Origin of the sequence: Azospira restricta (genome assembly GCF_016858125.1) — a bacterium.
GTDB lineage: Bacteria > Pseudomonadota > Gammaproteobacteria > Burkholderiales > Rhodocyclaceae > Proximibacter > Proximibacter restrictus.
The window spans coordinates 1,517,811-1,541,343 of record NZ_CP064781.1 but is presented as its reverse complement, the minus strand read 5'-3'; the positions used below and the strand labels follow the sequence as shown (position 1 = coordinate 1,541,343).

The 23,533-nt window shown below is 68.7% G+C and carries 22 protein-coding genes; 7 read left to right on the top strand and 15 right to left on the bottom strand.

Features of this window, described 5'->3' with window-relative positions; all coding sequences use genetic code 11:
• The first annotated feature begins 84 nt into the window (after window positions 1–84).
• From IWH25_RS07605 to IWH25_RS07595, 3 genes are all read left to right on the top strand, one after another.
• Window positions 85–681 carry an HD-GYP domain-containing protein gene (locus tag IWH25_RS07605; RefSeq protein ID WP_203388712.1) on the top strand — a complete coding sequence of 199 codons (597 nt, stop codon included), beginning with the start codon at window positions 85–87 and terminating at the stop codon, window positions 679–681.
• 85 nt (window positions 682–766) lie between these two features.
• Window positions 767–2,566, top strand: coding sequence for a glutamine--tRNA ligase/YqeY domain fusion protein (locus IWH25_RS07600; protein WP_203388711.1), 1,800 nt, complete (start codon window positions 767–769; stop codon window positions 2,564–2,566).
• A gap of 13 nt (window positions 2,567–2,579) precedes the next feature.
• A complete protein-coding gene (locus IWH25_RS07595) occupies window positions 2,580–3,758 on the top strand; it encodes an MFS transporter (protein WP_203388710.1) in 1,179 nt (392 codons plus the stop codon).
• A gap of 12 nt (window positions 3,759–3,770) precedes the next feature.
• Here IWH25_RS07595 and IWH25_RS07590 read toward each other — a convergent pair whose 3' ends face one another.
• Window positions 3,771–4,655, bottom strand: coding sequence for a LysR substrate-binding domain-containing protein (locus tag IWH25_RS07590; RefSeq protein ID WP_203388709.1), 885 nt, complete (start codon window positions 4,653–4,655; stop codon window positions 3,771–3,773).
• Window positions 4,656–4,752: 97 nt separating this feature from the next.
• Between IWH25_RS07590 and IWH25_RS07585 the strand changes: the two genes are divergently transcribed.
• Window positions 4,753–5,151, top strand: coding sequence for a tautomerase family protein (locus IWH25_RS07585; protein WP_203388708.1), 399 nt, complete (start codon window positions 4,753–4,755; stop codon window positions 5,149–5,151).
• Window positions 5,148–6,038 (top strand): DMT family transporter, encoded by an 891-nt coding sequence (locus IWH25_RS07580; RefSeq protein WP_203388707.1) that lies wholly within the window; start codon window positions 5,148–5,150, stop codon window positions 6,036–6,038. Before IWH25_RS07585 ends, IWH25_RS07580 begins: the two co-directional genes overlap by 4 nt.
• On the opposite strand, the gene IWH25_RS07575 is transcribed toward IWH25_RS07580, so the two are convergent.
• The 14 genes from IWH25_RS07575 to IWH25_RS07505 all read right to left on the bottom strand — a co-directional run bounded on the left by IWH25_RS07575 (window position 5,996) and on the right by IWH25_RS07505 (window position 22,258).
• Complete coding sequence (locus tag IWH25_RS07575; protein WP_238999031.1) at window positions 5,996–6,706, bottom strand: hypothetical protein; 711 nt, start codon at window positions 6,704–6,706, stop codon at window positions 5,996–5,998. The genes IWH25_RS07580 and IWH25_RS07575 overlap by 43 nt on opposite strands.
• Window positions 6,703–7,029, bottom strand: a complete 327-nt coding sequence (locus tag IWH25_RS07570) for a thioredoxin family protein (RefSeq protein WP_203388706.1) — start codon at window positions 7,027–7,029, stop codon at window positions 6,703–6,705. Before IWH25_RS07570 ends, IWH25_RS07575 begins: the two co-directional genes overlap by 4 nt.
• Before the next feature lie 35 nt (window positions 7,030–7,064).
• Window positions 7,065–8,273 (bottom strand): RtcB family protein, encoded by a 1,209-nt coding sequence (locus IWH25_RS07565; protein ID WP_203388705.1) that lies wholly within the window; start codon window positions 8,271–8,273, stop codon window positions 7,065–7,067.
• Between the two features lie 82 nt (window positions 8,274–8,355).
• Window positions 8,356–9,183, bottom strand: coding sequence for a mechanosensitive ion channel family protein (locus IWH25_RS07560; RefSeq protein ID WP_203388704.1), 828 nt, complete (start codon window positions 9,181–9,183; stop codon window positions 8,356–8,358).
• 58 nt (window positions 9,184–9,241) lie between these two features.
• Window positions 9,242–11,578, bottom strand: a complete 2,337-nt coding sequence (gene pbpC / locus IWH25_RS07555) for a penicillin-binding protein 1C (RefSeq protein WP_203388703.1) — start codon at window positions 11,576–11,578, stop codon at window positions 9,242–9,244.
• A gap of 17 nt (window positions 11,579–11,595) precedes the next feature.
• The gene (locus IWH25_RS07550) at window positions 11,596–12,000 is read right to left on the bottom strand and encodes a type II toxin-antitoxin system VapC family toxin (RefSeq protein ID WP_203388702.1); all 405 of its coding nucleotides are present in this window, start codon (window positions 11,998–12,000) and stop codon (window positions 11,596–11,598) included.
• Window positions 12,001–12,010: 10 nt separating this feature from the next.
• On the bottom strand, window positions 12,011–12,247 hold the full coding sequence (locus IWH25_RS07545) for an AbrB/MazE/SpoVT family DNA-binding domain-containing protein (RefSeq protein ID WP_203388701.1): 237 nt from the start codon (window positions 12,245–12,247) through the stop codon (window positions 12,011–12,013).
• Window positions 12,248–12,435: 188 nt separating this feature from the next.
• A complete protein-coding gene (locus IWH25_RS07540) occupies window positions 12,436–12,771 on the bottom strand; it encodes a helix-turn-helix domain-containing protein (RefSeq protein WP_203388700.1) in 336 nt (111 codons plus the stop codon).
• Window positions 12,755–13,132, bottom strand: coding sequence for a type II toxin-antitoxin system RelE/ParE family toxin (locus IWH25_RS07535; protein ID WP_203388699.1), 378 nt, complete (start codon window positions 13,130–13,132; stop codon window positions 12,755–12,757). Before IWH25_RS07535 ends, IWH25_RS07540 begins: the two co-directional genes overlap by 17 nt.
• A 23-nt stretch (window positions 13,133–13,155) precedes the next feature.
• Window positions 13,156–13,332, bottom strand: coding sequence for a hypothetical protein (locus IWH25_RS07530; protein WP_203388698.1), 177 nt, complete (start codon window positions 13,330–13,332; stop codon window positions 13,156–13,158).
• 30 nt (window positions 13,333–13,362) lie between these two features.
• Window positions 13,363–14,208 (bottom strand): restriction endonuclease, encoded by an 846-nt coding sequence (locus IWH25_RS07525; protein WP_203388697.1) that lies wholly within the window; start codon window positions 14,206–14,208, stop codon window positions 13,363–13,365.
• A 14-nt stretch (window positions 14,209–14,222) separates the two neighbouring features.
• Window positions 14,223–14,819 carry a hypothetical protein gene (locus IWH25_RS07520; protein WP_203388696.1) on the bottom strand — a complete coding sequence of 199 codons (597 nt, stop codon included), beginning with the start codon at window positions 14,817–14,819 and terminating at the stop codon, window positions 14,223–14,225.
• A gap of 949 nt (window positions 14,820–15,768) precedes the next feature.
• Window positions 15,769–20,922 carry an alpha-2-macroglobulin family protein gene (locus tag IWH25_RS07510; protein WP_203388694.1) on the bottom strand — a complete coding sequence of 1,718 codons (5,154 nt, stop codon included), beginning with the start codon at window positions 20,920–20,922 and terminating at the stop codon, window positions 15,769–15,771.
• Window positions 20,923–21,136: 214 nt separating this feature from the next.
• Window positions 21,137–22,258, bottom strand: coding sequence for a branched-chain amino acid ABC transporter substrate-binding protein (locus tag IWH25_RS07505; RefSeq protein ID WP_203388693.1), 1,122 nt, complete (start codon window positions 22,256–22,258; stop codon window positions 21,137–21,139).
• A gap of 165 nt (window positions 22,259–22,423) precedes the next feature.
• Here IWH25_RS07505 and IWH25_RS07500 point away from each other — a divergent pair, with 165 nt between their 5' ends.
• Both IWH25_RS07500 and IWH25_RS07495 read left to right on the top strand, forming a co-directional pair.
• Window positions 22,424–22,900: an Lrp/AsnC family transcriptional regulator gene (locus tag IWH25_RS07500; RefSeq protein WP_203388692.1), complete on the top strand. Its 477-nt coding sequence runs from the start codon at window positions 22,424–22,426 to the stop codon at window positions 22,898–22,900.
• A 48-nt stretch (window positions 22,901–22,948) separates the two neighbouring features.
• On the top strand, window positions 22,949–23,533 hold the full coding sequence (locus IWH25_RS07495) for a DUF924 family protein (protein WP_203388691.1): 585 nt from the start codon (window positions 22,949–22,951) through the stop codon (window positions 23,531–23,533).

The window sequence follows — 23,533 nt, the reverse complement described above, 5'->3', positions numbered from 1 at the left end:
CCCGGCGCGCGGAACCCCCTTCCCCGCCCGCGGTCACACCGACACGCCCCTTTTCCGCCGCGGGGCGGCCACCGAGGAGCGACCATGACCGGCCCCGACCGCCCGACCGACGACCTGGCCCCGGAACAATTTGCACGCACGCTGATCGCCGCGCTCGACGAACGCGACGGGCGGACCCGCGAGCACAGCGACCGCGTCGTTACGTTGGCGCGCGCGCTCGGCGTCGAATGCGGCCTGTCCTCACAAGAATTGCGCCTGCTCGGCATCGCCTCGGCGATGCACGACATCGGCAAGATCGGCATCCCCGACCACGTGCTGATGAAGCCCGGCGGCTTCAACGCCGACGAATGGGAAGTGATGAAGACCCACCCGATCCGCGGCGAACGCATCCTGCGCGCGATCGAGGAGGAAGGCATGAGCGAGGTGGCGACCATCGTCCGCCACCACCACGAGCGCTACGACGGCAGCGGCTACCCGGACGGGCTGGCCGGCGGGGACGTGCCGCTGCTCGCGCGCATCCTGTCGATCGTCGACAGCTACGACGCGATGGCGATGCCGCGCCCCTACCACCGGGCTCGCACGCACCAGGAAGTGATGGCGATCCTCGACACCGAGGAAGCCCAGAAGCACGACCCGGACCTGCTCGAGCGCTTCCGCCGCTCCGCCGCCCACGGGCAGTGAGCGGCCGCGGCGGCACGGGCGCCGCGGCGGCCTGATAGAATTCGCCTATCGCCGCCCCGCCGCGGCCCCCGCTGCCCACGATCCCATGTCCAAAGAGAACACCGCCGCCCCGGCCGCCAATTTCATCAAGAACATCGTCGAGGCCGACCTCGCCGCCGGCAAGCACGCGCAGCGCCGCTGGGCCGGCAGGCCCGGCACCGCCGCCGACCACGCCGGCGCGCCGCTCGATCCGGCGAAGATCCGCACCCGCTTCCCGCCGGAGCCGAACGGCTACCTGCACTTCGGCCACGCCAAGTCGATCCTGCTCAACTTCGGGCTGGCCGAGCAGTACGGCGGCCGCTGCCACCTGCGCTTCGACGACACCAACCCGGAGAAGGAGGAGCAGGAGTACGTCGACTCGATCGTCGACGCGGTGAAATGGCTCGGCTGCTCGTGGGAGCTAGACGGCGAGAACAACCTCTACTATGCGTCGAACTACTTCGACTGGATGGTCGCTTTCGCCGAGTACCTGATCTCGTCCGGCCACGCCTATGTCGACAGCCAGAGCGCCGAGGAGATGCGGCTCAATCGCGGCACGCTGACCCAGCCCGGCATCGACAGCCCCTACCGCGAGCGCACGCCGGCCGAGAGCATGGACCTGTTCAAGCGCATGCAGGCCGGCGAGTTCGCCGACGGCGCCCACATCCTGCGCGCGAAGATCGACATGGCCTCGCCCAACATCAACCTGCGCGACCCGGCGATCTACCGCATCCGCCACGCGACGCACCACAACACCGGCGACAAGTGGTGCGTCTATCCGATGTACACCTTCGCGCACCCGATCGAGGACGCGCTGGAGAACATCACGCACTCGATCTGCACGCTCGAATTCGAGGACCAGCGCCCGTTCTACGACTGGCTGCTCGAGCGCCTCGCCGAAGGCGGCCTGCTGCAGCGGCCGCTGCCGCAGCAGATCGAGTTCTCGCGGCTGAACCTGACCTACGTCGTGCTCTCCAAGCGCAAGCTGATCCAGCTGGTCGACGAGAAGCACGTCGCCGGCTGGGACGACCCGCGCATGCCGACCTTGGTCGGCGCCCGCCGCCGCGGCTACACGCCGGAGGGCTTCCGGCTGTTCGCCGAGCGCATCGGGGTCTCGAAAGCCGACTCGCTGATCGACTACGTCGTCTTCGAGGACTGCATGCGCGAGGTGCTGAACGACTCGGCCGAGCGCCGCGTCGCCGTGCTCGACCCGCTGAAACTGGTCATCACCAACTACCCGGCAGGCCAGAGCGAGGACTGCTTCGCGCCGAACCATCCGCTGAAGCCCGAGCTCGGCAAGCGGGCGATGCCCTTCTCGCGCGAACTGTGGATCGAGGCCGAGGACTTCATGGAGGAGCCGGCGAAGGGCTACCACCGCCTCTATCCCGGCAACATGGCGCGGCTGAAGTACGGCTACATCGTCAAATGCACCGGCTGCGAGAAGGATGCGGCGGGCAAGGTGACGACGGTCTTCTGCGAATACCTGCCCGACACCAAGTCCGGCACGCCGGGCGCCGACAGCGTCAAGGTCAAGGGCAACCTGCACTGGGTGTCCGCCGCGCACGGCTACAGCGCCGAGATCCGCCTCTACGACCGCCTGTTCGCCGCGCCGGCGCCGGGCGCGCGGCGCGAAGGCGACGCCCCGGAACTCGAGCGCAACTACCTCGACGACATCAACCCGAACTCGAAGCAGGTCATCACCGCCCAGCTCGAACCGTCGCTGAAGGACGCGAAGGCCGAGGACCGCTTCCAGTTCGAGCGCCACGGCTACTTCGTCGCCGACCGCGTCGACTCGAAGGCGGGGGCGCCGGTGTTCAACCGCACGGTGACGCTGAAGGATTCGTGGTCGGCAAAGCCGGCGAAGTGAGGAGAGCGGGACGATGAGCGCCCGCGCTCCGATCGCCGTCATCGTCCTCGCCCAGCTGTTCGGCACCTCGCTCTGGTTTTCCGCCAACAGCGCCGCCGACGACCTGATGCGGCAATGGGGCGCCGGCCCGGCCGAGATCGGCTGGCTGACCAACGCCACGCAGCTCGGCTTCATCCTCGGCACGCTGGCCTTCGCTGTCAGCGGGCTCGCCGACCGCTTCCCGGCGAGCCGCATCTTCGCCGTCTGCGCGGTGCTCGGCGCCGCCGCCAACGCGGCCTTCGCCGGGCTCGCCAGCGACATCCCGTCCGCACTCGGCTGGCGCTTCCTGGTCGGCTTGAGCCTCGCCGGCGTCTACCCGCTCGGCATGAAGCTGATCGTCAGCTGGGAGCCGCAGCGCGCCGGCGCCGCGCTGGCCTGGCTGGTCGGCATGCTGACGCTGGGCACTTCGCTGCCGCAGGGCATCCGCGCGCTCGGCGCGGCCTGGCCGTGGCAGGCGCCGATCCTCACCGCCTCCGCCCTGGCCGTGGTCGCCGCGCTGCTGATCCTGACCCTCGGCGACGGCCCGCACCTGAAGCGCCGGCACGGCGCGCCGCATCTGTCGCTGGGCGGCGTCTTCCGCGCGTTCACGATCCCCGATTTCCGCGCCGCCGCGCTCGGCTACTTCGGCCACATGTGGGAACTCTACGCGATGTGGACGCTGACGCCGATGCTGATCGTCCGCGCCGGCCTGCCCGAGGCGCTCGGCGTCGGCGTCGCCGCGCAGGCCTTCGCCGTGATCGGCATCGGCGCGCTCGGCTGCGTGCTCGGCGGCCAGCTCACGGCGCGCTTCGGCAGCGCCCGCGTCGCTGCCGTCGCACTCGCCACCTCGGCCGCCTGCTGCCTCGCCTTCCCGCTGCTCGGCGGCGCGCCGGCGGCACTGGTCTTCGCCGTACTGCTGCTGTGGGGAATGAGCGTCGTCGCCGACTCGCCGCAGTTCTCGGCGCTGTCGGCCAAGGCCTGCCCGCCGGAGATCGTCGGCAGCGCGCTGGCGATCCAGAACTCGATCGGCTTCGCCATCACCGTCGTCGCCATCGCGCTGGCGACGCGCCTGCTCGACGGCTGGGGACTCGCCATCGCCTGGCTGCTGCTGCCCGGCCCGCTGCTCGGGCTGCTCGGACTGGCGCCGCTGTGGCGCCGGCCGCTGCCCCGCTGAATCGTTGAACTCTCAGGCCGCAGCACGCATGCCGCGTTGCTGGCGCAGCTCCTCGCCCATCAGCGCCACGAAGCGCTCCGCCGCCGGGAGCGGCTGACCGGGCGCGAAGGCCGCCGCGAGATTCGCATCCGGCAGACGCGGCAGGCCCGCCGCAATCTCCACCATGCCCGGCAGCAGCAGGCTGCGCGGCAGCACGCCGATGCCCAGCCCGCACATCACCGCCTGGCGCAGGCCGCTCACGCTGGCGCCGGAATAGGCCAGCTGCCAGGCGACCCCCGCCTTCGCCAGCGCCGCGGTGACGGCGATGCGGAAGACGCAATTCTCGCCGAACAGCGCCAGCGGCAGCGGCGTCGGCAAGCCCGTTGCGTAGCCTTCGCCGGCCATCCACGCCAGCGGCTCCGACCACACCGGCACGCAGCCCTTCGGCGGCGTTGCGTCGCAGTGCTTGAACAGGATCAGGTCGAACTCGCCGGCGGCGAGCGCCTGCCGCAGTTCCGGCGACGGGCCGGCGCGCAGCGTCACGCGCATGCGCGGAAACAGCGCCTGGAAGCGCCGCATCGCCGGCGGGAAGACGTGCTCCATCAGCTCCTCCGGCACGCCGATGCGCAGCGAGCCGGCGGCGGCGTTCTCGGCCACGCTGGCGTAGGCCTCGTCGTTCAGCCGCAGGATCTCGCGGGCGTAGGCGATCAACAGCTCGCCCTCGGCCGTCGGTCCGTCGACCCGCCCCTGCACGCGCTTGAGCAAGGTCTGCCCGAGCGCCTCCTCCAGCCGTTTGATCTGCAGGCTGACCGCCGACTGCGTGCGGCCGAGCTGCTGCGCGGCAGCGGAGAAGCCCGCGGTGTCGGCGATGGCGACCAGTGCGCGCAGCGCCTCGGGGTCGAGGTGACGGGTCCGCATAATTCTCTATCTGTATTTTGATCTCAGATAAATCAATTTTTGAAATTACATCGTAGCCGCTAGAGTGGTCAGGAATCAACCCCGCAGGAGAACGACCATGCCCTTCATCCGCATCACCCTCGGCCGGCCGGCGGACGCCGCCACCCGGCAACGGCTCGGCCGGCGCGCCACCGACCTGATCGTCGACCTGCTCGGCAAGCGCCGCGACGTCACCGCGGTGCTCGTCGAAGACGCCGGCGAGGCGGCCTGGCTGATCGGCGGCGAGCACGTCGCCGGCGGCGCGACGCCGGCGCACTGCGATATCGCCATCACCGCCGGCACCAACACCCCGGCCGAGAAGGCGCGCACGATCGCCGCGCTGCACGCGCTGCTGGCGGAGACGCTGGGCGACGTGCCGGAGGCGAGCTACGTCGTCATCCGCGAACTGCCGGCCGAGAACTGGGGCTATGCCGGCCGTACGCAGGCGGCGCGGCGGCTGGCGGCGACGACGCCGTGAAGCGCATACTGGATTTGCCGGCGGCGCTGCCGCTGCTCTTCGTCGCGCTGTCCGGCTCCGGCTTCGTCGGCGCCCGCCTCGGCCTGCCGCACGCCGAGCCCTTCCTCTTCCTCGGCCTGCGCTTCGCGCTGGCGGCGGCGATCCTCGCCGGCATCGCCGGCCTGCTCGGCATCGGCCTCTTCTCGGCGAGCGTCTTCTACAGCATCGCGCGCGGCGTGCCGCCGGCGGTGTCGGCGCTGATCATCGCGCTGCATCCGATCCTAGTCGCGCTCGGCGCCGGACCGCTGCTCGGCGAACGCGTCTCGCGGCGGCAATGGCTGGGCCTGCTGCTCGGGCTGGCCGGCGTCTATCTGGTGCTGCGCGGACGCTTGCAGATCGACCCCGCCTACCTCAACGCGGCGCTGCTGTCGGGGCTCGGCCTGCTCGGCATGTCGGCCGGCAACCTGTACCAGAAGGCGCGCTGCCCGGGGATGCTTGCGCTCACCGGCAGCACGCTGCAGCACGCGCTGTGCGCGCTGCCGATGTTCGCCGGCGCCGCGCTGTTCGAATCGGGAACGGCGGACTGGAACGGCGAGTTCGTCGTCGCGCTGCTGTGGATGGCGGTCCCGGTGTCGGTCGGCGCGGTGACGCTGCTCGGCCTGCTGATCCAGCGCGGCGAGGTCAGCCGCGTGGCGAGCATCTTCTACCTGATGCCGGTCAGCGCCGCGATCACCGCCTACCTGCTGTTCGGGCAGACGATCGAGAGCGCGGCCTTCGGCGGCATCGCGCTCGCCGCGGCCGGGGTGCTGCTGGCGGTGTTGAAACCGAACGCCGGCCGCGCCGGCACGGGCGCCGACGGCAGCGCTCAGCCGCCCCAGCGCTCGATCATCGCCAGCGAGCGCGCATAGCTGTGCGCGATCTGCGCGTCGTCGTAGCGGTGCTCGGGCCGCACCGGGCATGAGGTGCGCGCGACGCAGGTGACGCGGCAGCGCGAGTCGGGCTGCCGGCGGTAGGCGATGCACTTCGCCAGCGAGAAATCGCCGCCGGCGAGCGCGCCCGCCGGGCAGGCGGCAACGCAGGGCTGCCCCGCGCAACTCGCGCACGGCGACTCGCCGGGCAGCGGCGAGGTCGGCGGCAAGGCGGTATCGGCCAGCACCAGCGCGCGGTAGGCGAACCACGAGCCCCACGCGGTGTTGATGCCGACGCGGAACGGCGATTCGTGGTGCCAGCCGGCGAGCCGGCCGAGCGCCTGCAGGCCGACCGGCACCTCGCCCGGATAGGCGATCGCATACGCGCGCCCCGGCAGCTGCGCGGCCAGCCAGTCCTCGACGACGGCCACGCAGAAGTCGTCGATCGGGTGCGCGGACTGCAGCCCGGCGGCCTGCACCCGTTCCCACAAGGTCCGCCCGCCATGGCCGAGCAGGATCAGCTGGCGGTAGCGGCCGGCCGGGTCGAGCGCCGCGCGCATCGCGGCCGGCAGCGCGGCGAGGTCGAAAACCGCGCGCAGGTTGAGGCCGGCCCGATCGAGCGCGGAAAAGTCGGCGGCGTCGCCGATCGCCGGGCCGGGGGCGCTCACGCCGTCACCTTCGCCAGCGCCGCGGCGATCGCCGCGCCGTCGGTCGGCCGCACCAGCCGCGCCACCTCGACGCCGCCGCGCAGGAAGACCAGCGTCGGCCACAGCCTGACGCGGAACGAGCGCCCGAGCGGACGGCCGCGGCCGTCCTCGACCTTGACGTGGCGCAGCTGCGGATAGGCGGCGAAGGCCGCCGCGACCAGCGGCTGCGCCGCCCGGCAATGGCCGCACCACGGCGCGCCGAACTCGACGACGGCGGGTTCGCCGAGCGCGTCGATCTCGGCGCGGCTCGGTTCGCTGGCTTGGTATTCGGCGGCGTAGGCCATCGTCTCCCTTTCGCTGGCGGTCGTTCCCGGCCGCCTCATCCCTTCACGCACAGCACCTGCTTCAGCGTGTGCACGACCTCGACCAGGTCGCGCTGGTTGTCCATCACCTGGTCGATGTCCTTGTACGCCGCCGGAATCTCGTCGACCACGCCGGCGTCCTTGCGGCACTCGACGCCGGCGGTCTGCGCCTCCAGGTCGCGCGGGCCGAAGCGGCGCTTGGCGGCGCTGCGGCTCATCCGCCGCCCGGCGCCGTGCGCGCACGAGCAGTAGGACTGCGGGTTGCCCAGACCGCGCACGATGTACGACCGGGCGCCCATGCTGCCCGGGATGATCCCCAGCTCGCCGGCGCGCGCCGAGATCGCGCCCTTGCGCGTGATGAACAGGCGCTCGCCGAAATGCTCCTCGCGCGCGACGTAGTTGTGGTGGCAGTTGATCGCCTCGGCCTCCAGCCGGAACGGCGGCAGCAGCGGCTTCAGCGCCTCGACGATCGCCGCCATCATCCGGCTGCGGTTGAGGAAGGCGTAGTCCTGCGCCCACTCGACCGCCTCGACGTAGTCGTCGAAGAGGGCCGAACCCTCGGCGAAATAGGCGAGGTCGCGGTCCGGCAGCTGCAGCTGGTGGCGCTGCATGTCCCGCTGCGCAGCGGCGATGAAGTAGCGGCCGAGCACGTTGCCGATGCCGCGCGAACCCGAGTGCAGCATGATCCAGACGCGGTCGGCCTCGTCCAGGCACAGCTCGATGAAGTGGTTGCCGCCGCCGAGCGTGCCGATCTGGCAGGCCCAGGTCTCGTCGAAGCGGCGCTGCATCTTCTTCAGCTCGGGATGCTTGCCGACGATGCGGGCCAGCCGCCCGCCCAGTTCGCGCTCGATGCGCTGCAGTTCGGCGCCGCGCATCGGGCTCCGCGCGTGCTGGTCGAAGCCGACCGGCACCGCCGCCTCGATCGCCGAGCGCAGCCGGCGCAGGTTGTCCGGCAGGTCGCGGGCGGTGAGCGAGGTGCGCACGGCGTTCATGCCGCAGCCGATGTCGACGCCGACGGCGGCCGGGATGATCGCCTGCCGGGTCGGGATGACCGCGCCGACGGTGGCGCCGATGCCCAGATGCACGTCCGGCATCGCCGCGACGTGGCCGTGCACGATCGGCAGCGAAGCGACGTTGAGCAGCTGCTGCATCGCCTCCGGCTCGATGTCGCGCGTCCACACCTTGACCGGGACGCGCCCCTTGTTCAACTCGATCAGAATGCCCATGCGGAATCCCGGCAGGCCCGGGCGGAGTGGCGGCCGCGGCGAACTGCCGGCAGCCGCAATCAATTTAGCACAGGCAGGCGCCTCAGGCTGCCCCGCCGAGCATGCGCACCTCGTGCTGCGGGAACGGGATCTCGATTTGCTCCTTGCGGAAGGCTTCCAGCACCGCCTTGTTGAGCTCGCCCCCCGCCGCCACGTAGTCGGCAACGGCCACCCACGGGTTGATGCTGATGTTCACGCTGAAGTCGGCCAGCTGCTTGACCCCGACCACCGGCGCCGGGTCCTGCAGCACGCGCGGGTTGGCGCGCAGCACCTCGTCGATCACGTGCAGCGCGGCATTCATGTCGGTGCCGTAGGCGACGCCCACCGTCAGGTCGAGCTGCCGCAGCTTGCCGTAGTTGTGCAGGATCTCGCCGACGATCTTGCGGTTGGGGATCACCACCCTCGAGCGGTCGGTGTGGCCGAGCGTGGTGCTGAACAGGCTCATGTCGAGCACCTCGCCCTCCTCGTCGGCGATCGAGATGTAGTCGCCGACGTGGAAGGGCTGCGTGAAGATGATCGTCAGCCCGGCGGCGACGTTGCCGAGGATGCCCTGCATCGCCAGCGCGACGCCGGCGCCGGCGACGCCGAGGCCGGCGATCAGCGGCAGCAGCTCGACGCCGAGGTTCTGCAGCGCCATGATGCCGAACAGCGCGAAGACGGCGAGGTGCGCCACCCGCGTCAGCAGCGCCAGCACCGGCGGCTCCAGCCGGAAGCGCTGCAGCAGGCGGCCGACCATGCGCGCCACCCAGCGCCCGGCGAAATAGCCCGCCGCCAGGATCGCCGCCGCCACCACCAGCTTCGGACCGAACTTGAGCACCATGTCGATGGCCGTGGCCTTCACCTGGTCAAGCGACTGGAATTGTTCATTCATGACGCCCCCTGCGCTGGAAGTAATGGGCCATTGTCGCGCATTCCAGAGGCATCGGCGATCAGCGCACGCTGATCTCCACCCGATCGTGGCGGCCGGCGTCGTCCATCACCGTGATCGTGTGCCGGCCGGGGTCGGCGAAGCGGTGATGCAGCGCCGTGCCGGCCGGCGCCCGACCGACCTGGCGGCCGTCGACCAGCCAGATGCGCTCCTGCTGGCCGCCGCGCGCTTCGAGGCGCAAGGACGGCACGGGGCCTCCGGGCGAACCGCCGGCGCGGCGGATCGTCTCGCCGTCGGCGATGCCGACGATCTTCAGCCCGGCCTCCGGCGCCTGCGCCTTCGCGCAGGCCGGCGCCCAGGCCGGCGGCAGCGCACGCTCGCGCGTCGCGGCGTCGAGCCACGGCTCCAGCGCCGCCGGCCAGCGCGCCATCTCCACCGCCTGCATCTCGCCCGGCGAGCAGGCCGCGCGCACGCGCCGGCCGCTGGTGGCGTCGCGGTAGTCGGTGTAGCGCGCGGCGCCGCCGCGCAGGCGGTCGGGGAAGGTCGGCGGCGCCGCGTCGTTCAACAGCCACGCGGTACGCTCGTGGTGGCACAGCGCGGCCGGCACGGCGTCGGCGCGCAGGCCGAGCGGCCAGCAGACTTTGGCCTGCGTCACGCTCGCCGGCGGCGTGCGCTTGGCCGGGCGCGAATCGTCGATGGCCGCGAACACATCGACCAGCAGCGGCGCCGCGACGTTGGCGCCGAAGAAGCCGGGGTTGGGCGTGCCGTCCGGGCGGCCGACCCAGACGCCGACCGTGTAGCGGTCGCTGACGCCGACCGCCCACGCATCGCGGAAGCCGAAGCTGGTGCCGGTCTTCCACATGATGCCGCGCCGCGCGCCGACGCCACCTTCGACCTGCCGCGCCACCGGGCCGCCGGATTCGAGCACGTCGCGGATGATGAAGGCCGCGCCCTCACTCAGCAGGCGCGCTTCCTCGACCGGCGCATCGGCCGTGTAGCGCGGCTTGCCGGCCACGCCGCCGCGCGCGAACGCCGTGTAGGCGCCGACCATGCCTTCGAGGTTCACCGCCACCCCGCCGAGGATCACCGACAGATTCGGCTCGGCGCCGCGCGGCAGATCGAGCTTCAGCCCGCCGCGCCGCAACAGCGAGACGAAGCGCTGCGGCCCGAGGCGGTCGAGCACTTCCACCGCCGGCACGTTGAGCGATTTCTGCAGCGCCTCGGTCACCCCCACCGGGCCGGAAAAGCTCGCCTGGAAGTTGCCCGGCTGGTAGCCGGCGAAGGACTGCGGCACGTCGGAGAGCAGCGATTCGGAATGGATCAGCCCCTCGTCCAGCGCCAGCCCGTAAAGGAAGGGCTTCAGCGCCGAACCGGGCGAGCGCCGGCCCTGCACCATGTCGACATGCGAGAAGCGCTCGGCGTCGGAAAAATCGGCCGAACCGGCGTAGGCGCGCACCTCCAGCGTGGCGTTGTCGACCACCAGCGCCGCCATCGACACGCGCGGCGGCAGCACGGCGAGCCGCGCCGCGACGAGCTGCTCGACGCTCGCCTGCGTGCCGGCATCGAGCGTCGTATCCACCCGCTGCGCCTTCGGGTAGAGCTTGCGCACGCGCTCGGCGAAGAGCGGCGCCAGCAGCGGCTCGCGCAACGTCTGCGCGATCACCGGCTCCTGCTTCGCCTCCATCACCGTGGCCTCGCCCCACTCGGGCACAAGGCGATCGAGCACCTTGTCGCGCGCCTCGCGGGCCCGCCCGGGGAAGCGGTCCGGCCGCAGGCGCGACGGCGTTTGCGGCAGCACCGCCAGCAGCGCCGCCTCGGCGTGCGACAGCGCCAGCGACGGCTTGCCGAGATAGGCGCGGCTCGCCGACTCGACGCCTTCGAGCACACCGCCCATCGGCGCATAGGTGAGATACAGCTCGAGGATCTCGGCCTTGGACAGGCGCAGCTCCAGCTGCACCGCCCGCGCCATCTGGCGCAGCTTGCCGGCGAGCGAGCGCGAGGCGTAGACCTCCGGCTCCAGCATGCGCGCCACCTGCATGGTCAGCGTCGAACCGCCCGAGACGATGCGCCCGTGCCACAGCCACTGCCCCGCCGCGCGCAGCAGCGCGAACGGATTCACGCCGGGATGCCAGCGGAAGAAGCGGTCCTCGTAGGCCAGCACCGCCTCCACATAGCGCGGCGACACCTCCGCCACCCGCACCGGGTGCCGCCAGATGTGCGCACGATCGGGAAAGGCCCGCAGCGGCGTGCCGTCGCGGGCGAGGACGACCTGGGCGTGAGGGGCGAGGTGGGCGGGGTTGCTGCCACCGGGGAGCGGGGGCGGGAGGAGTTGGTCGGCGAGGAGAAGGGTGGCGAGCAGGGCTGCTAACCAGAATCGGAGAGCGGTAGTCGATCGCACAACCGCATCGCCTCCGCTCAGTTTTCCGGTGCGATGAGTTTCACCGACGGGAAATACGAGGCGAAGCGGCGCGTATCACGGGTCAAGATTGGATACTTCGACACTGCAGCATGCGCGCCGATGAAAAAATCGCCGAGCACATTACCCTTCGTACCACCCTGTCGGCGATAGCGGACAAACGCCTTGCCGGCAAGGAACAACGCCGGACGCGGAAGTTCGACCATCACCACCCCCAGGTCATCGATCACCTGATCGAGCGCTTCTACCGAGGAAAACGTCAGCGACAACTCCGAGTAGATGACCGGATTGATAGCCAGCCGGTGGATTTTCGATTGCGCCCGCAACTGGCCAATCGACCAATCCGCCCATTCCGGATCATCCTCCAGCACATCGACGAGCACATTGGTATCGACCAGTAGCATCGGCGTTGCCCTAGTCGCCGCGCAGCAGCGCCATCAGATCGTCCGTCCGCCATTTCACGTCGGCCTTGCCGCGCGCGGCCTCGAAGCGATCCGGCTTGCGGCTGGTTCGGGCGCCTACCTTGCGGATCACCACGTCACCATCGCGATTGACGGCGAAGTCCACCGCACAGCCGGGTGCCAGATTAAGCGCATCGCGAATCTGCTTGGGAATAGTGACCTGGCCTTTGCTGGTCAGAGTTGCCGACATGATGGAACTCCTTAGTATTACCTGTGTTTTAACTGTAATACCGCCACCGCCCAACGGTCAATAGACGCGACAGTTCGATATCCAGCACCGGCCGCTGTGCACCGGAACCACTGGCGACCATTTTGGTGACAGCACCGAAATGGCCCTCCGGATCGTGGCCTGGCTGCGGTCTCTGAATCGACCCCAACTCAGGCCGCCACCAGCACCGAGACATGCCCCGCTTCGTGATTGGCCGCTTTCGGGCGGATGACGATCTCGACATCCTTGTCGAGCAGGGTGATGAAATGCAGCAGCCGCTCCGAGGAAAAGCGGCTCAGCTTGTAGTTGCGCAGTTCCGAAACGTGCGGCTGCGGAATGCCGAAAATTTGTGCCGCAGCGGTCTGGGTGAGCTTGCGCTCCTTGAGCAGGTCGTTGAGACGCATCGCCAGTTGCGTGCGCAGCTTGCGTTCGTCCGCATCGGCATAGCCGAGATCCTTGAAGACGTTGCCAGAGCCGACCTCGACCGATTCATTTTTCCTTGCCATAGCGCACCTCATAATCATCGCGAGCCAGTTTCAGGCGTTCATGGATCAACTCGACATCCGTTCTGGCCGTACGAATGCCGGAGGGCGATTTTTTCTGAAAGCAATGCAGCACGTAGATCGCCTTCGCGAAGCGCACCGTGTAGGCCACCCGATACGTATCGCCCCGCGCATCCTCAACCAACTCGAATACACCCGGTCCCTCGCCTTTCCAGGGCTTGGCGGCCGGGGGCTGACCGCCCAACTGCACGACACCGAGCGAGTAGCCGAATTCGTCGATCACGTCGTCCGGAAAGTCCAGCAAGTCGCGCTTGGTGGAACCTACCCAATGCAGCGGCCGTTCTTTCCGGGGAGAAGCGGTCACAGTTAAATATACCGGATTAGGTATTAAACAGATAGCTGGTCAACGCCAGCGTCCGCGCCACCAAGAGAGTCCTCACTCCGGACGACCTTTTCGACAATCGCCGCAAGCATGAATTCTTGTTCGGTTTGCCCAGCATACGCAGCCGCGCGGACGACACGATCCCGTAGTTGTTCTGGCACGTCGATCTCAATATCGGTCATACCAACCTCCTTGCTGGCCCATGATCCTTGCTACGCGACGTTGCGCGTACCCCGGCAAGCCGGGTACTGAGGACACCCCCAGAACGCAGCCCCCGCGTTCTCTCCCTTTCTGGCGGTGCGCATCACCATCTGGCTGCCGCACTTCGGGCAGGCCGGATCGCCTGTCGGCGCAGCGCTGGCCGTCGGCAACGCCCCGCCGGTCTGCCAAACCAGGCGAAGCAGCGAGTCGGTCGGCACCAGCTCGATCGAGCGCCCTTCGGCAAATCGCTTCGCCTCCTCCGTGAATTCGCCGGAGGCGACGACGAAACCGCCGACCGCCCCCTCGGCGGCCATCACGCCGTACAACTCGCGCACCGTCGCCACTCCGACCTTGGTCACCTTCCACTGCTTGCACTGCACGAGGTACTTGTCCTTGCCGGCGAACAGTTCGATATCGACGCCGCCGTCCGGCGCGTTGCCGCCGCGCTCGACCACCTCGAAGCCCTTGCGGCGGAAGACCTCGCCAACGAATCCTTCGAACTCGCGCCAACTCATCTGCTCAAGCGCGTTGCGACTCGGCGACGAAGCCACGGCCAGATGCAGCGCGGAATGACGGCGACGCTTGAGCGCCGAGACGGCGGCACCGATCAGCAAGGCCGCCGGCACCAGATACTGCAGAAACATTCCCGCCGTGATCGCGACCTGCCGAAAGACCATGGGGCCCATCGCCGGCCCCATCTGCTTCGGGTCGGCAATGACGACCGGACGCGGCGGCATCGTCGCCAGATAGTGGAACCCGAGATAGGCGATCAGCGCCAGAACGAGACTGGCCTGCCAGGGAAGTTTCATGCCGATTTCCATCAGGTCGTCGAGCGCGGAAGATTTCTTTCTCGCCATGGTTGTCGCCGCCTTTAACGACGAAGCGTGCCCTTGATCTCGTAATAGCCAGTCGGTCGGCGCTGCATGTCGTAGCTTTGAACGCTGAAATCGACATATTTCTTGGCCGTGTAGAGAGCGAGGCGCCCCGACATTTGCCGATTGAAACCAGCATATGCGCACCCGGTCAGCGTTATGTCCAGCGAGGTAATCGTATCCGCCACTGAAGGAGCCGCGATGCCCTTGATCGAGCAATTGTTGCCGGTGCCCGTAACCCGCCCCTGCGGATCAAGCTCGATCACAAACGGGACAACCGCATGCGCCTCATTGATGACCGTGGTACCGGATTTCGCCATGAACTGCACTTGCCCTCGCCATGCGCCATGGGTCGTAGCGTAAGCGGCATCCCCGACATGGTTAACCGCGTTTGCGCCGCCCGAAGCAGCGGGAATGGGCTGGCTGGCACACGGCCGATCAGTAAGAATCGTCTTACCGTTTTCCACACAACGGTGCTGAGCGAATGCCGCGCCAGAAACGAGCAATCCAATGACAAGCGAGATGATTGATTTCATAGGGAAGGACGAGGGTCGAAAATCGTAAGGCAGGTCAGGAGCCTGCAAATTGAAATTCATGCTGACCCCTTATCGCTCTTATCTAACCTTGGGCCTCTTTTCGCCCATCCATCACGACCACGACCACCCCGATTTGGCGACACCATAAGCCCTGAGGCGACTCAATATGTCGCGAGGGGGTTGTCCCGTTTCTGCACCATAGCTGTCTGCGAAGCTTTGAGGGGTCAGCCCTGATCCGATTGCTCGCCCTGCTGCGGCCATTAATTGAGCATCGCCCGGCGCCTCCCGAATCGGCGGCGGTATGTATGGCTCTGGCGGGGACGCATAGGAACGAAACTCTGCACCCGTCCACGTGCTGCTAAGGGTAGCGCGAGGCACTTTGCAGCAGGAAGGCTGATCGTATTCCGCCCATCTCAACAACGAGATAGCTGGCGGCTGCTGTCCAGATAGAAGTTTCTTGTAAGCCTTGACAATACTCGCCGCCCCCAACTCCAGCCAACGTGCCGGCAACGTTGCAACCTTGTCCGCAGTGACGCTGTTGGACGCTCTGACTTCAAACCCTATCGTGATCCGACCGTCCGAATTCAGCATCGCCAGATCAAGTCGCCGACCTTCTGGAGTCGTGTGCTCCATCAGCAGCTTGTAGGGCCTTGGACGCGGAATACTCACCGTGAATTTCTTGCCGTGCATGGCGCATTTGCCTTCCACGACTGGCGGTATCTCCAGTTCGCCCGTGAGCCAACGATCCAACCAAGCATAGAGGCAATGCTTCGCGAACGCGTGTAGCTCACCCTCGCCCCTCGCGCCTGACGGCTCAAGTTTGCAAATGCCATGCGGCGGAAGGTGGAAAAAGTGCGCCCGCCTGTTAGCCGGGGTTCTCACCCCGACAGCGCCTTTGCACTCTGGGCAGTGGTAGTTTCCGCCAGAAAAGGCTTGATCAGGAAACACGGAGGTTTCGCCCTCGCCAACAGCGTAGGGAATTAACAAGTCACGCATAGTGCGATGCTAGCTACTTCGCGCCATCCCCCACCACCACCGTCTCCCCGCCTCCCGCCAGCCCATAAACCATCGGCTGGTACATATCCTCCGCATAGGTCGGCGGCATCACGAACTTGCCGGGGGTGACCACGCGCACGCGGTAGAAGAAGTTCATCTCGCCTTCGAGGCGGGCGGCTACCACGAAGCGGTCGTCGCGGAACTCGAGGTGCTTGATGCGCGTGTCCTGCATGGCCTGGCGCATGTCGACCTTGGCGATCTCGACGGTGTTCTGCTCACCCTGCACGATGTTGGCGTTCTCGATCTCGACGCCGGCCGGCACGTAGTCTACGACGAGGCCGTTGGCGTAGCGCCCCTTCGTCTTCACGTTCAGGCGCACGATGAGGGTTTCGCCGACTTTCAGTGAGCGGCTACCCAACTCCTTGCCGTCGGCGGTGTACCACTCGCGCCTGATGTCGAAGGCGTCGCGCCGCGCGGCGGGGGGCTTGGCCGGGTTGCCGGCGTAGTTGAGCTCGACGAAGAGGCGCTCCTTGTGGGTGTTCTTCAGCTTGACGCCGGTGGCGAGTTCGCCGGCGGCGAGCGACTGGAACTGCGTGCCCTTGCCGCCGACACCCTGCGCCTTGCCGGCCAGCGTCAGCTCGGCCGCCCAGTCGCCGGTCTGCTGATTGGCGAAGTTGCGGCCGAGGAGGAAGAGCGAGAGCTTTTCCTGCGTGCTGATGTAGCGGTTCTTCTCGATCTCGCCGGCGACCATGCCGACCAGGTTCTCGCGGCCTTCCGGCGCCAGCTCGTGCTTCTGCAGCAGCACGTACATCTGCGCCCAGTCGCGCAGGGGGGTGCCGTAGTCGCCCCACCAGTACCAGCGGTCGCCGACGCGCGGTTTCTTGAGGCCGGCGTCGATGGCGGCCTTGCTGCGCGCTTCGTCGCCCATCAGCTTGAGGGCGAGGCCGAGGTGCACGAGGCCGAGGCCGGAGTGCGCCTGTTCGCTGGCGTCGGAGAGCGTGCGCAGCGTGGCCAGCGGCGCCTTGCCCTGCCGCGCCAGCACGTAGGCGCCGTAGGCGAGCACGCCGAAGCGGCCGGAGCCGGCATAGCGCCAGTCGTTCCAGACGCTGTTCTCGTTGTAGTTCACCGGGCCGCGCGGCAGGCCGGCGACGCCCTGCTGCAGCCCGGTGAGCAGGAAGTCGACGGCCTTCTTCTCCATTTCCGCCGGCACCGTGAAGCCCTGCTCGCGTGCGTCGAGCAGGAAGTTGGTGACGTAGGCGGAGAGCCAGTACTGGTACTCGTTGACGTTGCCCCACAGGCTGAAGCCGCCGTTCGGCGCCTGCATACCGGCGAGCCGGCCGATGGCCTTGTCGAGCATCTCGGCGCGCTGCGCCTGCGTGTAGGCCTTGAGCCCGAACTGCTTGGCCGCCGCTTCGTCGATGAAGACGTGCGGGTAGGCGGTGCTGGTGGTCTGCTCGGCGCAGCCGTAGGGGTAGGTGAGCAGGCCCTGCACGGCGCTGCGCACGTCGATCGGCGCCTTGTCGGAAACCGAGAGCGTGGCGTTGACCGTCTGCTTGAGGAAGCCGGCGAGGTCCGCCTCCTTCACCTCCAGCGTTTCGCCGGGGTTCACGGTGTAGCGCTTGAGCACCGTCTGCCGCGGCGTCGGCGCCTGCACCTGCAGCGGGAAGGTGCGGTCGAGCTTCATCAGCGGGCTTTCGATCTTCACCTGCACTTCGGTGAGGCCGATGGCGCTGCCGGCTTCGAGCGGGATGCGCAGGATGCGCTTCTGCTGGTCCTTGAGGCTGAGCTTCTGCTCGCCGTTCCTGATGACGAGCCCGTCGCCGTTGCCGACCTTGATCTTCACTTCCTGCTCGGCGCCGGCGAGGTTGTGCACGTCGAGCGCGAGCAGGGCCGAGTCGCCCACCGAGAGGAAGCGCGGCGTGGCGAGTTCGACGACGAGCGGCGCGGCGACGGTGACTTCGGCCTCTTGCATGCCGAAGCGTTCGCCGCTGGCGGCGACTGCCATCAGGCGCAGGCTGCCGTTGAAGTCGGGCACGGGCAAAGCCACTTCGGCTTCGCCGTTGGCGTCGAGCGCGACCGGGCCGCTGAACAGGTCGACCAGGCGCACCTTCTTCGGCAGGTTCTTCGAGGGCTTCGGCGCGGCGTCGCCACCCCACTTCAGCTTGCCCTTCTGCCCGGCCATGCTTTCGATCAGGCGGCCGTAGACGTCGTAGAGGTCATGCCCGTAGCGCAGCTTGGCGAAGAAGAAGCCGTGCGGGTCGGGGCTCTTGAAGCTGGTGATGTTGAGGATGCCGACGTCGACCGCCGACAGCGTAACCATCGCCTGCTGGCCCTTGGCGTCCGGCACCTTGATCTTCACCTTCAGCGGCTGGTCGGGCACCGCCTTCTTCGGCGCATCGAGCGCGACGGCGAGCTTGCGCTTGCCGCGTTCGAGCGGCAGGTAGGCGAGGCCGAGCGCGCGGGCGGGCGTGACGCCGGCGCCGCCCTTCTCTCCGGCCGAGCCGGGGCGCAGCACCATCGCCGTGACGTAGAGGTCGTGGCGCTTCCAGTCGGCGGCGATCGGGATGTCGATGGTGCTGCCGTCGACCGGCACGCTGAGGCGGCGCGACCACAGCAGCTTGTCGCCTTCGACCGTGATCAGCGCTTCGCCGGCGTGCGGCGGGGTGATCGTCAGCTTGGCGGTTTCGCCGTCGGCGTAGGCCGGCTTGTCGAGCTTCAGCGCAACGCGGTCCGGGCGCACGCCCTGGGTTTCGTCGTCCTTCGCCGACCAGCCGGCATAGAAGCGGTAGCGCGTGACGAGCTTCGTTTCCGGGTTGAAGACCTCGACGCGATAGCGGCCGTACTTCACCGGCACCAGCAGCTTGCCGCGGCTGCCGGCGGGCACCGAGACCTGCGTCGTGGCGACCAGTTCGTCGGTTTCGTTGTAGCCGGAATGCCAGCCGCGCTGGTCGTCGAAGCGCCAGTACCAGTTGCGGTTCTCGCGGAAGATGCGCACCGGCAGCGCGGTGCCGGCCTTGAGGTTGGCGGCGGCATCGGCCACGGCGACCTCGAACTCGGCGTTCGAGCCTTCGCGCGCATAGGCGCCGACGAACATCGGGCGCAGGCCGACCAGCACCGGCGCCGGCCAGTAGGTGCGCTCGATGCTGCGCACCACCGGGCGGCCGCCGCTTTCGAGCAGGCTCAGCGTGGCGCGCACGGTGAAGGGCGAGCGGCGCTTGTGCACCGGCGACAGGTCGACGGCGACGCTGGCCTTGCCTTCGTCGTCGAGCTCGCTTTCGGGGAGCTCGCTGCGCGAGCGCACGCTGTCTTCGTCGGCATCACCGAAGACGAAGCCGGGCAGCTTCTTCTCCAGCGGGTTTTTGTTGCGCTCGGTGTTCACGACACCGAGCAGCTTGTTGCCGGCGGCGGGCGCGCCGTAGAGGTAGTTGCCGGCGACGTCGATCTGCCAGCCACTCTCGGGCGCCAGTTGCTCCGCCTTGGAAACGAGGTCGAGCTTCATCTTCTCGGGCAGGAATTCCTCGACGCCGATGCGCATCACCGTGCTCGCCACCTTGGCCGCCGGGTCGGCACGCAGTTCGAGGTTCCAGAAGCCGGTGGCGGCATCGGCCGGGAGTTCGATGGTCTTGCGGTAGTAGCCGGCGAACTTCTCTTCCGGCGACCAGCTGGCGGTCCATTGCGCCTTGCCGTCCGGGCGGCGCAGCAGGGCCTGCACCGGCTGCGGCGGCACCGGGCGGCCGTCGGCGTCGCGCGCCATGACCGAGACGTCGAAGCTTTCGCCGGGGCGGTAGAGGTTGCGGCCGGAATAGGCGAACAGGCGCACCGGCGCCGAGGTGAGGCCGCCGATGTCGAACTCGGCGAGGTCGAGCGCGGGTTCCTTGAGCGCGATCAGCGACAGCTGCTCGCCCTTCTTCGCCACCACGACCCTGGCGTCCTTCGGCCGTTCGGCGAAGTGGGCACGGCCGTCGCCGTCGGTCTCGGCGCGGCCGAGGATCTTGCCGTCGGCGGCTAGCCAGCTGATCTCGACGCCGCCGACGCCCTTGCCGCTGGAGAGGGAACTGACGAAGGCATCGGCGCCCTTGCCGGCGTACTGCCGCACGTGCAGGCCGAAGTCGCTGACGTAGTAGTAGGTGGTCTGGTACTCGTGGCGGAAGCGGTTGGGCTGCGACATCACCGCGATGTAGACGCCCGGTTCCTGCAGCGCCGGGATGCCCTCGACCGGGATGAAGGTGACGCTGCGCCGATTCGGCTTCTGCTCGGTGAGGAAGCGGCCGGCGAAGGCGCTGGTCGTCATCTTGTGGAAGCTGTCGAGCGTCCAGCCGTTCACGGCGCCCTGCAGGCGGGTGCCGCGGTCGTAGTAGTAGCAGCACTCGTCCTCGCCGTCGCCGCCCTCAGCGTTCGCCTCGCCTTGCTGGCGCTGAGGCCGGGCGGCGCCGGCGATGACCTTTTCGAGAAACGCCGGCAACTGCTCGGTCTTGACCTTGAGGAACTGGATGTCGACCTCGGGCACGTTCACCGTGCTCACCGGCAGGCCGCCGTTCTGCGCCGCCGGCAGCACCATGCCCTTGCTGGCGAAGTAGAAGGCCGGGGCGACGGCGGCGGTCTGCACCGAGAAGCGCTGCTCCCCGCCGGCGAGCGTGGCGCCGCTCTTCGCCGGCAGGCCGGGCAGCACGCGCACGACGTAGCGGGCGCTCGGCTTGATGTGGGGGAAGAAGAGCAGGCGGGGGTTGTCGCCGACGGTCCAGGCGCCGGCGACCGGCTTGCCGTCGTCGACGCGGGTGTCCTCGGGGGCGCGGCTGACGCCGCTGCCGAGGCGGGCGTCGGAGTGGCCGCTGTAGTCCTCGTCGTAGTCCTCGTCGTCGCTGCGCACGCGCGGCCGCAGCGTGCCGGGCAGCGGCGGCACTTCGAGCACCTGCACGAACTGGCCGACGTCGGCCCTGGCGTCGAGCGGCAGGCTGAAGGAGAGCGCCAGCGCCGGGGAGCCGTCGAACTCGCGGTGCGCGGCATCGACCACCTCGAAGGCGACGCCTTCGCTGGAAAGTTCGCCCGGGGCGCCTCCTGCCGGCAGCCGGGAGGCGAGGAACCAGCCGGTGGCGGCGACCGCCAGCACGGCGACGATGGCGACGACGGGCGCGACACCGCGCTGCTTGATCCAGGCTGCGAACCGCATGGGAACCTCCGCGCAAAAAATGCTCGCGGGATTCTAGCAGCATGGCATAGCGGCCGCGGCACGAATGCCGGGCGACGGGCGAAATATTTGCGCCGGCGCCGGCCCTGCCGGCGCCCGGCGGCGTAAACGCAAACAGCCCTCCGCAGGCGGAGGGCTGTTCGGGGAAGCCGCGGGCGGGGATGCCCCCGCAGCCGCGATCAGGCGGTCCGGCGGGTCAGTTCAGCACCTGCCACTTGCCGTCGCCGAACTGGTTCAGCGTGATGCCGCCGTTCCTGTTGTCGCCCTTGGCGTCGAAGGCGACGGTGCCGGTGACGCCCTTCAGCGAGACCTTCTGCAACTGCGGCAGGTACTTCGCCGGCTCGACCGAGTTGGCCAGCTTCATCGCCTCGATCAGCGCGTTGGTCGCATCGTAGGCGTACGGCGCGTAGAGCTGGACCTCGGCGTTGAAGCGCTGCTTGAAGCGGGCCTTGAATTCGGCGCCGCCCGGCATCTTGTCGACCGGCAGGCCGGCCTGCGTGCAATAGACCTGAGGGCCGAGCGCCGGCGCGGCCAGCTTCAGCATCTCGCTGGTGCACACGCCGTCGCCGGCGAGGAACTTGACGTTCAGCCCGAGCTGCTTGATCTGCTTCAGCATCGGCGCGCCCTGGGCGTCCATGCCGCCGTAGAAGATCGCGTCCGGCTGCTTGCTCTTGATGCGGGTGAGCAGCGCGGTGAAGTCGACCGCCTTGTCGGTGGTGTATTCGCGGGCGACGACCTGCACGCCGAGCTTCTTCAGGTTGTCGGCGAGCGTGTCGCCGAGGCCCTGGCCGTAGGCGGTGCGGTCGTCGATGATGGCGACGGTCCTGGCCTTGAGCACGTTGGCCGTGTACTTGGCCATCGCTTCGCCCTGCTGGTTGTCGTTGGCGATGACGCGGAAGATCGCCTTGAAGCCCTGCTGCGTCAGCTTCGGGCTGGTCGCCGACGGGGTGATCGCCGGGATGCCGGCCTGCTCGTAGATCGACGCGGCCGGGATCGCGGCGCCGGAGGTGACGTGGCCGACCACGCCCTTGACGCCGGCGTCGGCGATGCGCTGGGCGACGACGGTGGCCTGGCGCGGGTCGCCCTGGTCGTCTTCGCTCATCAGCTCGAAGCGGACCTTCTGGCCGGCGATCGTCACGCCCTTGGCATTGGCGTCGTCGAGCGCCAGCCGGGTGCCGTATTCCTCGTCCTTGCCGACGTGGGCGATCGGGCCGGTCAGCGGGCCGGCGAAAGCAATCTTGACGACGGTCTGGGGCGCGGCGGGAAGGGCTGCGCCGAGCGCGCCGAGGCCGGCCAGCAGCATAACGATTCGCTTCATGTGAACTCCTGTGTTCCTGAGGGGTGGATCAGCGCACGGCAAACCGGATCCGGCCGGCGCAAGCCTGCAATTGTTGTTCATCCGGCGGCGAATAGGGTTGCCAAAATCAACGCAAAACCCTATTGTTAGGCAACAATATTATCTTTTTTCGCAATTCCACCGAACATGATTGCAGAAAGCGATGTCACGCTCGATCCGACCGACCGGGAGATCCTGCGCCTGCTGCAGCGCGACGGGCGGATGTCGAACGTCGTCCTCGCCGAGCGGGTCAACCTGTCGCCGCCGGCCTGCCTGCGCCGCGTGCAGCGGCTGGAGGCGAGCGGCGTCATCGCCGGCTACGCGATGCTGGTCGACCCGCGCCGCGTCGGCAAGCGCAGCAGCCTGTTCGTCGAGATCAGCCTGCAGAGCCAGAGCGAGGAAGCGCTGAGCGCCTTCGAGAAGGCCGTGACCACTTGCCCGGGGGTGATGGAGTGCTACTTCATGGCCGGCGAGGTCGATTACCTGCTGCGCGTGCTGGTCGCCGACCCCGAGGATTACGAGCAGCTCTACCGCCGCCATCTCTCCCGGCTGCCCGGCGTCGCCCGCATCAAGAGCAGCTTTGCGCTGCGCAGCGTGTCGCGGCGGACCGAGGTAGAGTTGTAGCGCGGGGCACGGCCACCGCGCCGCCGCAACACCACGACGGAGTCCGCCATGAATCCGATCACCACCGCCGAGATTCTCGATTTCTGGTTCCTGCCGCCGGGCACGCCGGGGCATGGGCAGTTCCGCGACGAATGGTTCCGCAAGGACGCCGCCTTCGACGACGCGATCCGCCGCCGCTTCCTACCGGCGGTGGAGGCGGCGCTGGCCGGCGGGCTGGCGGATTGGGAGGCGGCGCCGCGCGACGCACTGGCGCTGCTGCTCGTGCTCGACCAGTTCCCGCGCAACCTGTTCCGCGGCGAGGCGCGCGCCTTCGCCGGCGACGCACGCGCGCGGCGGGTCGCCGACGCCATGCTGGCGCGGGGCTGGGACCGGGCGATGAACGGCGTCGAGCGGCTTTTCGTCTACCTGCCGTTCGAGCACGGCGAAGCGCTCGCCGACCAGGAGCGCGCGCTCGAGCTGTTCGCCGCGCTGGCGGCGGAGCGGCCGGGCTTCGACGGCACGCTCGACTACGCGCGCCGGCACCACGCGGTGATCGTGCGCTTCGGCCGCTTCCCGCACCGCAACGCGGCGCTCGGCCGGGAATCGACGGCGGCCGAGGCCGACTACCTGGCGCAGCCCGGCAGCGGCTTCTGA

Coding starts and splice junctions, on each gene's coding strand:
- IWH25_RS07605 (WP_203388712.1), top strand. CDS start 85: ATGACCGGCCCCGACCGCCCGACCGACGACCTGGCCCCGGAACAATTT.
- IWH25_RS07600 (WP_203388711.1), top strand. CDS start 767: ATGTCCAAAGAGAACACCGCCGCCCCGGCCGCCAATTTCATCAAGAAC.
- IWH25_RS07595 (WP_203388710.1), top strand. CDS start 2,580: ATGAGCGCCCGCGCTCCGATCGCCGTCATCGTCCTCGCCCAGCTGTTC.
- IWH25_RS07590 (WP_203388709.1), bottom strand. CDS start 4,655: ATGCGGACCCGTCACCTCGACCCCGAGGCGCTGCGCGCACTGGTCGCC.
- IWH25_RS07585 (WP_203388708.1), top strand. CDS start 4,753: ATGCCCTTCATCCGCATCACCCTCGGCCGGCCGGCGGACGCCGCCACC.
- IWH25_RS07570 (WP_203388706.1), bottom strand. CDS start 7,029: ATGGCCTACGCCGCCGAATACCAAGCCAGCGAACCGAGCCGCGCCGAG.
- IWH25_RS07565 (WP_203388705.1), bottom strand. CDS start 8,273: ATGGGCATTCTGATCGAGTTGAACAAGGGGCGCGTCCCGGTCAAGGTG.
- IWH25_RS07560 (WP_203388704.1), bottom strand. CDS start 9,183: ATGAATGAACAATTCCAGTCGCTTGACCAGGTGAAGGCCACGGCCATC.
- IWH25_RS07550 (WP_203388702.1), bottom strand. CDS start 12,000: ATGCTACTGGTCGATACCAATGTGCTCGTCGATGTGCTGGAGGATGAT.
- IWH25_RS07545 (WP_203388701.1), bottom strand. CDS start 12,247: ATGTCGGCAACTCTGACCAGCAAAGGCCAGGTCACTATTCCCAAGCAG.
- IWH25_RS07540 (WP_203388700.1), bottom strand. CDS start 12,771: ATGGCAAGGAAAAATGAATCGGTCGAGGTCGGCTCTGGCAACGTCTTC.
- IWH25_RS07530 (WP_203388698.1), bottom strand. CDS start 13,332: ATGACCGATATTGAGATCGACGTGCCAGAACAACTACGGGATCGTGTC.
- IWH25_RS07525 (WP_203388697.1), bottom strand. CDS start 14,208: ATGGCGAGAAAGAAATCTTCCGCGCTCGACGACCTGATGGAAATCGGC.
- IWH25_RS07520 (WP_203388696.1), bottom strand. CDS start 14,819: ATGAATTTCAATTTGCAGGCTCCTGACCTGCCTTACGATTTTCGACCC.
- IWH25_RS07510 (WP_203388694.1), bottom strand. CDS start 20,922: ATGCGGTTCGCAGCCTGGATCAAGCAGCGCGGTGTCGCGCCCGTCGTC.
- IWH25_RS07505 (WP_203388693.1), bottom strand. CDS start 22,258: ATGAAGCGAATCGTTATGCTGCTGGCCGGCCTCGGCGCGCTCGGCGCA.
- IWH25_RS07500 (WP_203388692.1), top strand. CDS start 22,424: ATGATTGCAGAAAGCGATGTCACGCTCGATCCGACCGACCGGGAGATC.
- IWH25_RS07495 (WP_203388691.1), top strand. CDS start 22,949: ATGAATCCGATCACCACCGCCGAGATTCTCGATTTCTGGTTCCTGCCG.